Origin of the sequence: Anaeromyxobacter oryzisoli (assembly GCF_022690765.1) — a bacterium.
GTDB lineage: Bacteria > Myxococcota > Myxococcia > Myxococcales > Anaeromyxobacteraceae > Anaeromyxobacter > Anaeromyxobacter oryzisoli.
In genome coordinates, this window is the sequence record NZ_JALCZA010000126.1 from 1 (window position 1) to 8,832 (window position 8,832).

Below are 8,832 nucleotides of genomic sequence, written 5' to 3' on the forward strand. Positions count from 1 at the left end.
GGGGCGGTCGGCGCGGCGGCGGGCGCCGGGGTGCGCATCGGCTCGGCGCGCGCGGCGGCGGCCGGCTCGGCCCGGGCGGGGACGCGCGGCGACCGCGGCACGGGCGCGAGGTACGCGGCGAGGTCGGACATCGTGGAGAGCGGCGCCCAGTCGCCCATCCCGGGCCGCCACACGAGCGAGTCGGGGCCGACGTCGCCGGCCTCCCACTTGCGCTTCACCTCGGCGAGCGGGAGCGGCCCCACCTGCGCCTGGCCGATGGCGACGTACCACTCGCTGGCCGGGGGCTCGGGATCCGCCGCGGGCGAGCCCGAGGACGCCCCGAGGCGCGCGGCCTCGTCCGCGGAGACCTGCTGCGTCGCGTCGGGGTCGCCGCCGGCCGGCGCGGCCGCCGCGTCCCCTGGTGCCGTGGAGGACGCCGCGGCGGGCTCGCCGAAGGCCTGATCGAAGGCGTCCCCGAGCTCTCGCTCGAGGGAGTGCTCGCCGGTGCCGACCGGCGTCGCGCTCGCCTCCGCCCCCTCGGTCGCCGCGCCCGCGGGCGCCTCCGCCGCGACGGCGCCGTTCTCGGCGGCGTGCCGGACGAGGATGACGTTGCTGCACTTCTTGCAGCGGACCTTGACGCCGTTCGGGCCGACCTTGTCGTCCGAGATCATGTACTGGGCGTCACAGCGCTCGCAGGTGAATTTCATGTGTGTTCGAACCCGTTCGGATCCTAGGTTTTCAGCCGTGCGGCGGTCAAGGAAGCGGCGCGCGTCAGGCGGGCACCACGCATGAGAGCCCGAGCCGCTCGCGCAGGGTGGCGTACTCCTCGGAGACGCAGAAGAGCGTCAGGTCGCGCAGCCGGGTCTCCTCCCTGAGCTTCGAGACCTGGGGCCGCTCCGCGATGACGGCCCGGCGCACCACCTCGAGGTCCCCCGCGAGGAGCGCGCCCGCCCGGTTCGAGGTCAGCTCCGCGCCGTCGAGGTACGCGCGGACGTCCCCCGGGTGCTGCACGTCGCAGTAGGCGCGGGCGAGGACCTTGAGCGTGTTCTTCCGCACGCCCTCCGGCAGGGTCCGCTCGAGCTCCCGCTGGAGGCGCGCGACCAGGTGCGGATCCGCGGTCACCACGAACCGGGAGGTCCCCACCGAGCACGCCGCCTGGAACACGAGGTCGAGCTGATCGTGCGGCATGAGGCGCGCCATCAGGAGCTCGGGCCGGGCGAACGCCATCGCCTTCCCGATGGCGAACCACAGCTCCTTCTTCGGCCGCTCCTCGAACATCTCCTCGGCGGCGAGGACGCCGGGCGGATCGGTCGACACGAGCTGGAGCCTCGCAGGGACCTCCTCCTTGCGGAACAGCCGGAGCCCCGCGAAGCCGAGCGTCCGCTCCACGTACTTGAACATGTTCGCGAAGAAGAGCATCGAGCCCTGCACGTCGACCTCGTCCTTCTTCGGGTTCACGCCGAGGTCCTTCTCCCGCTGCACGAACATCGGCCGCGCGTGGAGCGCGAGGAGGGTCATGATGTCCGCGAGCGGCCCCTTCAGCTTGTCGTGGAGGACGAGCGCCCAGAGCGCGTCGTCGAGCGGCCGGCTCGCCTGATCGCGGGCGAACTTCCGCAGCCGCCCCACCACCTGGACCTCCTCGCCGCTCGCCTGGCCGAGCAGGTGCACGAGGACCTGCGCCGCCGTGTAGGCGGCGTCGTACTGGCGCGCGCCGGCGTGGAGCGCGACCAGGGCCTGGGCGGCCTTCTGCGCCTTCGCGCCGCTGCGCAGGAGCTGCCGGTACGCCGCGACGGCCTCGCCCTGCGCCCCCGGCCTCTTCGCCGACAGGTCGGCGAAGATCTCGACCGCCGCCGCGTCCTCCGGATCGGCCCGCGCGACCACCTGGTACGCCATCCGCGCGCCCTCCTCGTTCCGGAGGACGTTGCGGTACAGGTCGCCGAGGGTCTTCCAGAGCGCGAGCCGCGCCTGGGCCGCCTCCGGCGTCTTGGGGAGCCGCTGCACCATCCGGAGGTACGCCTGCTCCAGGTCCGCCCACCGCTTCTGGCGGGCGAGGATCTCCTCGACCCCGGCGAACGCCTGGACGAGCCGCGCGTCCCGGTCGAGCGCCAGCTCGAGCTCCGCCAGGGCGGCGTCCTCGTCCTTCACCTCGTCGCGCAGGATCTCGGCGCGCGAGAGGTGCAGCCTCGCGGCCCGCTCCGGCTCCGCCTGCACCTCCGGGCGCTCCAGCATCAGCGCGAGCACGTCGGCCGCCTTCTGGCCCTGCCGCGTCTCCCGGTAGAGCCCGAGGAGCGCCTCGGTGACGGGCAGCTCGGTCGGGTCGAGCTTCGCGGCGCCGAGGAAGGCGTCGATGGCCTGGTACGAGTCCTTCAGCCGGTCGCGGCAGGCCTCGCCGATCGCGACCAGGTCCTCGAACTTCGCGCGCCCCTCGAGGAGCGGGAGGAGCCGCTGCCGCTGCTCCACGGCGCCCTCGAAGTCGCCGGTGGCCTCGAGGATGCGGACGAGGCTCCGGCGCGACGGCTCGTGGTTGGCGTCGATCTCGAGCGCCTTCTTGAAGGCGTTGGCGGCGCGGTCGAGCTCGCCGAGCTTCTCGGCGATCTCGCCGATCTGCCAGTGCGTCTCCACCACCTCGAGGTCGGTGAGCCCCTCGCGGTGGTGGATGATGACCGCGGTGAAGATCCGGAGCGCCTCCTCCCACTGCTGCTCCTGCACGAGGAGGTTCCCGAGCCCCTCGAGGCCCGGGAGGTAGGTCGCGTCGAGCTCGTACGCGCGCCGGTACGCGGCGAGCGCCTTCTCGCGCTTCCCGAGCTTCTCCGCCACGTAGCCCTGCCGGTAGGACTGCCGGCAGAGCTCCTTCGCGTCGCCCCCCTGCCCGAGCGCCTCGACGATGCCGTCGAGCACGCGCTCGGCGTCGGGCCAGCGGGCCTCGGCGACGTAGATGTCCGAGAGCGGGCGCGCCGCGGGGAGGTGGCCGGGGGTCCGCTTCAGCGCCTCCTCGTAGTAGCGCGTCGCATTCTCCCGATCGTCGCGCTCCTCCTGGTAGATCCGCGCCGCCTCGGTGTAGCGCTCCGTCTTCGCCTGGACGTCGGTCTCGTAGCGGGCCTCGTCCACCAGCAGCTCGAGGTAGCGGTCGCGGTTCCGCTCGCGCTCGAAGATCCCCTTCAGCGCCTTGATCGCGGGGAGGTGGCCGGGGTCGAGCTGGAGCGCGAGGTTGTAGGCCTCCTTCGCGCTCGCGGGGTCGAGGAGCATGTCCTCGTGGATCGCCCCCATCCGCACGTGGAGCTCGACCGCGTCCTTCGCGCCGCCGACGATGCGCGCCTCGCGCCGGAGCATGTCGAGGGCGAGGTTCCAGTTGCCGCTCCGCTCGTAGAGCCGGCCGAGCGCCGACACCGCGGTGCGGGAGTCCGGATCGAGCTTCAGGGCGTGGTTGAAGATCGCCTCGGCGCGGTCCACGCGCGAGAGGTCCTTCCACCACACCTCCCCGATCGCGACCTCCAGGGCGACCTGCTCCCGCCGGTCCTGGACGAGCGAGAGGTGGTGCTGCATCACGGTGATGAGGCGATCCCAGAGCCCCTCCTCGCGGTACAGCCGCTCGAGGTCCTTGATCGCCGGGGCGTTCGCGCCGTCGAGCCGGAGGATCTGCTCGTCGCGCTCGATGGCGGAGCGCGGGTCGTGCAGCTTCTCCTCGTGGATCGCCGCGCTCTTCGCGAGGATCCGCACCTGCTCGCGCGGGTCCTCGGCGAGCGCGATCTGCCGCTCGTAGACGCGGTTCAGCTCGGCGAAGCGGTCGAGCTTCGTGTAGAGCCGCTCGAGGCCCGCCAGGGCCTCGGCCGAGCGGTCGTCGAGCCCGAGCACCGTCCGGTACGCCTCGACCGCCGCCTCGTCGTCGCCGATCTCGTTCTCGTCGAGGGCGGCGATCTGGAGCTGGTAGCCGATCCGCGCCGCGTCCGTGGGGGCGAGGTCCCGGGCGCGGGCGAGGATGCCGGCGAGGTCCGCCCAGCGCCCCTCGCGCCGGTACAGGAGGGAGAGCGCCTCGAGCGCGGCGGCGTCGCCGCCGTCGAGCTCCAGCACCCGGCGCAGCGCCCCGATCGCCTCCTCCACGTCGTGCAGCTCGCCGTCGTAGATCCGGGCGACCTCGAGGAGCAGCGCCTTCTTCTCGTCGAGGGCGGCGGCCGCCTCGAGCCGCTGCTCGAGCGTGATCACGAGGTCGCGCACGCGGCCGCGCCGCTTGAAGAGCTTCGCCAGCGCCTCGAGCGCCTCCGGGCTCGACGGGTCCGCCTCGAGGGCGCGGCGGTAGGCGGCCTCGGCGGCGTCGGCGTCGTCCAGCGACGCGTCCTGCAGGTTGCCGAGGTGGAGGAGGAGCTTCGCCTTCACCATCCCGCGGGCCTTCTCGGCCACCTCCTCGAGGACCGCGGCGAGCTCCTCGAACGCCTCCGTCTCGCCGGCGAGCCGCTCCGCCTCGGCGAGCGCGGGATCGTCCCCCGGCGCCTCGGCGAGGGCGCGGCACCAGGCGAGGAAGCTCATCTCCTTCTGCCCGAGCCGCTTCTCGTGGATCGCGGCGACCTCCTCGATGAGGGCGAGCCGCTCGGCGGGGTCCACGAGGTGCGGGACGAACAGATCGCACACGCGCGTGAAGGCGCGCCAGTTCCCCGCCTCCTGGTGCAGCGCCCGGAGCCCCTCGTACGCGGAGCGGTTCGCGGGTTCCAGCTCGAGCACCTTCTCGAGCGCGGCGGCGGCGGCGTCCGGCCGCTTCTGCTCGCGCCAGAGGTCCGCCACGGCGAGCCACGCCGGGATCGCCTCGGCCGGCCCGCCCTGCGCGGCGAGCAGCGCCGCGCGCGCCTCCGCGGCGCGCACGCCCTCCGGGACGGCGCCGCCCTGGCGGAAGATCTCCTCGATGTGGACCAGGTCCTCGGAGCCGTGGGGCTCGAGGTCGAAGGCGAGCTTCGCCTGCTCCACGGCGTCGCGCTTGTGCCCGGCGCGCAGCAGCACGTCGGCCAGCTCGAGCCGGGCGTGCTTCACGCCGGCGGCGTCCTCCTGGAGCGGGACGAGGCGCCGGTAGACCGAGATGAGCGCGTCCTCGTCGCCCTGGGCGGCGTAGATGTCCCGGAGCGCCTCGAGGGCGTGGCGGTTCTTCGGATCGGAGTCGAGGACCGCCTTGTACGACTGGATCGCCTGCGCCGGATCGCCGAGGCGCGTGCCGAGGATCGCCCCGAGCTTGTCGTTGAGCCGCGCGATCTCGCGGCGGTCCACGGTGGCCTGGATCCGGACCCGGAGGTGCTGGGCGAGATCCTGCCAGCGCTCGAGCGCCTCGTAGAGGTCCTCGAGGGCGGCGAGCGCCCCCTCGTGGCGCGGCCGGAGCGCGAGCAGCTCCTTCCACAGCACCACCGCCTCGTCGCGCCGGCCGAGATCGGCGACGAGCGCCCCCATCTTCGCGAGCACGCGCTCCTTCGCCGCGTCGTCCGTCGCCGCCGCGCGCTGCGCGGCGAGGTTCTTCACGAGGTCCTCGCGGCGGCCGGCCCCCTCGTAGAGCGCCTCGAGGGCGCGCAGCGACTGGACGTGGCGCGGATCCGCCTGGACCGCCGCCTCGTAGGCCTCGGCCGCGCGGTCCGGCGCCGCGAGCCGCTCCTCGCAGAGCTGCCCGAGCCGGAACAGGAGCTGGACGCGATCGGGGCCCTGGGCCGCCGCCGCCCGCGCGGAGAGGGTGTCGGCGAGCTCCGGCCAGGCCTCGAGCCGCGCGTGGAGCCGCTCGAGGGCGGGCAGCGCCGTGGGCGCCGCGGCCGGGTCGAGCGCCAGCGCGCGCCGGAGGAAGGTGGCGGCGCGGGTCGGGTCGCCGAGCTTCTCCTCGTAGAGGGCGCCGAGGCGCAGCGCGACCGCCGCCGTGTCGGCCGGCGGCAGCCGGTCGATCTCGTCCTCGTAGATGGCCGCGAGCTCCTCGTCGTGCTCGCTCGCGGCGGCGAGCGCCTCCATGCGGGCCCGCAGGGCGGCGTCGGCAGGGTCCTCGCGGAACGCCTTGCAGAGGGCGAGGAACGCGAGCTCCGGATCGCCGAGCGCCTTCTCCCGGAGCTCCGCGAGCTGGAGGAAGAGCGCCTTGCGCTCCTGGGGGTCGGGCCGCTCGCCGGCGCGGAGCTCGAGCACCGCCGCCTGCTTGAGCGGATCGCCGCCGGTCGCGTAGGCGCGCTCGAGCGCCATCGCGGCGCGGGCGTTCCCGGGATCGCGCTGGAGGAGCGCCTCGAGCCGGGCGATGGCCTCGGGGTGGTCCGGACGCGACTGGAGCACCTCCTCGTAGAGGGCGAGCGCGCCCTCCTTGTCGAGGAGCCGCGTCTCCTTCAGCTCGGCGAGGCGCTGCCGGAAGGCGACCAGCGCGCCCTCGTCGCCGGCCTCGGCGGCGGCGACGATCTCGCGCTCGAGCACCTCGGCGAGATCCACCCACCGCTCGGCGCGGACGCAGAGCCGGTCGAGGCGCGCGAGGGCCTCGCGATCGCGCGGGGCGAGCTCGAGGAGGTACCGCAGCGCCTGGACCGCGCCCGCGGAGTCGTCGAGCCGCTCGTCGAGGACGGCGCCGAGCTTCCGCAGCAGGTGGGCCCGCGCCTCGGGCGCCTCCTCCACGGCGAGGGCGCGCCGGAGCGCCTGCGCGAGGGCGTCGGGATCGGTCCCGGCCTCGAGCGCGTCGATGAGCCCGACCAGCGCCTCGCGGTCGTCCGGGGCGAGGTCGAGGAGGCGCTGCCACGCCTCGGCGGCGCGGGCGGCGTCCCCCTTCGCCAGGCGCGCGATGCGGCGCTGGAACTCCGCGCGCGCGGCCGGCTCGCGGGCCCGATCCGCGTGCTCGGCGAGGAGGGCCGCCAGCTCGTCCCCGAGCCCCGCCCCCTCGGCCGCGCCGGCGGCGAGCTCGAGCGACTCGAGCGAGTCGGGATCCGCGGCGAGGGCGCGGCTCGCCGCGAGGAACGCCATCTCCGCGTTCCGGAGCGGGCCGGAGTAGGTGCGGGTGACGCGCCGGAGGAGCTCGGCGCGACGCGCGGGGTCGGTCTCGTTCGCCGCGCGCGCCTCGAGGATCTCGATGACCTTCGCGTGCTCGCCCTCCGCGGTGAAGATCGGCTCGAGGAGCAGGGCGGCCTCGAGCGCCGCCGGGCCGGTGGAGCGGGCGAGGGCCTCGAGCGCGGCGAGGGCGGCGGGGTGGCGCGGGACCTTCTCGAGCACCTCGCGGTACGCGGCCAGGGCGCCCGCGGCGTCGGCGAGCCGCTCGTGCCGGATCCGGCCGAGCCGGAAGCGCAGCTCCGCCGCCTCGGCGACGAGGTTCGGCTGGCGATCGGCGATCGCCACCTCGCGCCCGAGGACGTCGGCGAGATCCTCCCACCGCTCCGCCGAGCCGAGGAGCCGTCCGAGGAGCCGCAGCGCCTGCGGGTCCTCCGGGTCCACCGCGAGGATCTTCCGGTACGCCTCGACGGCGCCATCGCGATCTGAGAGGTGCTCGGCCATGATCTTCGCCACCTCGAGCAGGAGTTCCTTGCGCGCCGCGGGGGCGGGCGCGATGTCGGCGAGCCGCCCCAGCGTCCGGGCGAGCTCCCGGTGCGCGCCGAGGCGGCGGTAGACGCGCGCGAGCGCGCCGAACGTCTCCACGGAGGGCGCCGCGGCGGCGACCTCCTCGTACCAGCGGGCCGCGACGTCGGCCTTCCCGAGCCGCTCGGCGTGGATCGCCGCGAGCCTGCGGCGCACCTCGAGCGCGGCGCCGGCGGGGAGCCCCGCGCCGAGCGCGTCCTCGAGCGCCGCGGCGAGCGGGCCCCACGCGCCGGAGGCGGCCGCGAGGCGCTCGAGATCCGCGCGCGCGGCCGGGGCGTCCTGGCCGGCGCGCGCCGCGTCGGCCAGCTCGCGCGCCCGGGTGCGGAACGCCCCCTCGCGATCCCCGACCCGCTCGCGCAGCGCGGCGATCTCGGCGAGGAGCGGCCCGCGCTCGGCGGCGTCCGCCCCCTCCAGCCGCACCTCGAGCAGGGCCGCGAGCCGGCCCGCGTCGCCGGCCGTCCGCAGCACGTCCTCGAGGACGCGGGCGGCGAGCTCCCGGGCGTCGGCGCGCTCCACCAGCCGCTGCAGGCCGGCCACCGCCTCCGGCTCCCGCGGGCGCTCCGCCAGGACCTCCGCGTACGCCTCCACCGGGCGCCGCGAATCGGGATCGCCCTCGAGCAGCCGGGCGCGCCGGAGCAGGAGCGGGATCCGCCTCGCGGGATCGTCCGCCACCGCCCGCGCGAGCGCCTCGAGCACCGCGGCGAGCTCCGGCCCCGGCGCGTCGCGCGCCAGGATCCGGTCGAGCCCCTCGAGCGCGGCGACGTCCAGCGGGACGTCCGCGAGGACCGCGCGGTACGCCTCGGCGGCCGCGGCGGGATCGTCGAGCTCCTCCGCGAGCGCGCCCGCGTGCAGCAGGTGCCCCGTCCGCTCCTCCCCCGCGGCGAGCGCCGCGCGCCGCCGCGCCACCTCGAGCAGCTCGCGGCCGGAGCGGGCGGCCTCGTAGAGCTTCTCCAGGGCCTCGAGCGCCTCGACGTCCTCCGGCGCCGCCGCGAGGACCGCCTTCCAGGCCTCGACGGCGGCCGCGCCGCCGCCCTGCGCGGTCTCCGCGCGCGCCGCGCGCCGCCGGAGCGCGAGCGCCTCCGCGGGCTCCGCGCCCGCGGCGGCCTGCTCGTACACGGCGGGGAGGTCGCCCGCGTTCCCGGTCGCCTCCGCGAGGCGCACCAGGTCCTCCTCGACGCCGGCCCGCGCCGGCCCGCCCTCGGCGAAGGCGCGGCACGCGGCGAGGAAGGCGAGCCCGGGATCCTGGAGCTCCGCCTCGAGGATCCCGCGCAGCTCCGCGAGGAGCCCGGCGCGCTCGCCGGG

2 protein-coding genes are annotated in these 8,832 nt (G+C 75.9%); both read right to left on the reverse strand.

Annotation, left to right across the window (positions count from 1 at the left end):
• Positions 1-686 (reverse strand): GYF domain-containing protein (locus MNZ27_RS22245; protein WP_242396264.1); only part of this gene is annotated, 686 nt, incomplete at its 3' end.
• Between the two features lie 64 nt (positions 687-750).
• On the reverse strand, positions 751-8,832 hold an 8,082-nt coding region (locus tag MNZ27_RS22250), incomplete at its 5' end, for a tetratricopeptide repeat protein (protein ID WP_242396265.1).